Annotated in this window: 1 protein-coding gene; it reads right to left on the reverse strand. The window is 34.9% G+C overall.

What is annotated here, in order from left to right:
• A partial coding sequence (locus tag ACH13J_RS18470; protein ID WP_397544804.1) for a hypothetical protein occupies window positions 1–272 on the reverse strand: 272 nt, incomplete at both ends.

Below are 272 nucleotides of genomic sequence, written 5' to 3' on the forward strand. Positions count from 1 at the left end.
GACAAATTCACTTTCGTTAAAGGTTTGTTCCAGCTGTTTCGAATTCATAAAATTGTAATAAGTAACATTTCCAGCCTGCCACTTTTCTTGAGATTTATCTACAATCCCTTGAACAAAAACCACTTTGCCTGGATATTTTGCTGCTTCTTTCTGTAGTTTTTCATCTAAGAAAGTACGCTGCGGTTCTGGTCCAGACAATATAATCATCAAATCATATATTTTTGGAGTGTCTTTTTTTCGCATTCGGCTTAGCGGACCAATATATCTTAAAT

It is taken from the genome of Roseovarius salis (genome assembly GCF_044472985.1).
Taxonomy (GTDB): Bacteria; Pseudomonadota; Alphaproteobacteria; order Rhodobacterales; family Rhodobacteraceae; genus Roseovarius; species Roseovarius salis.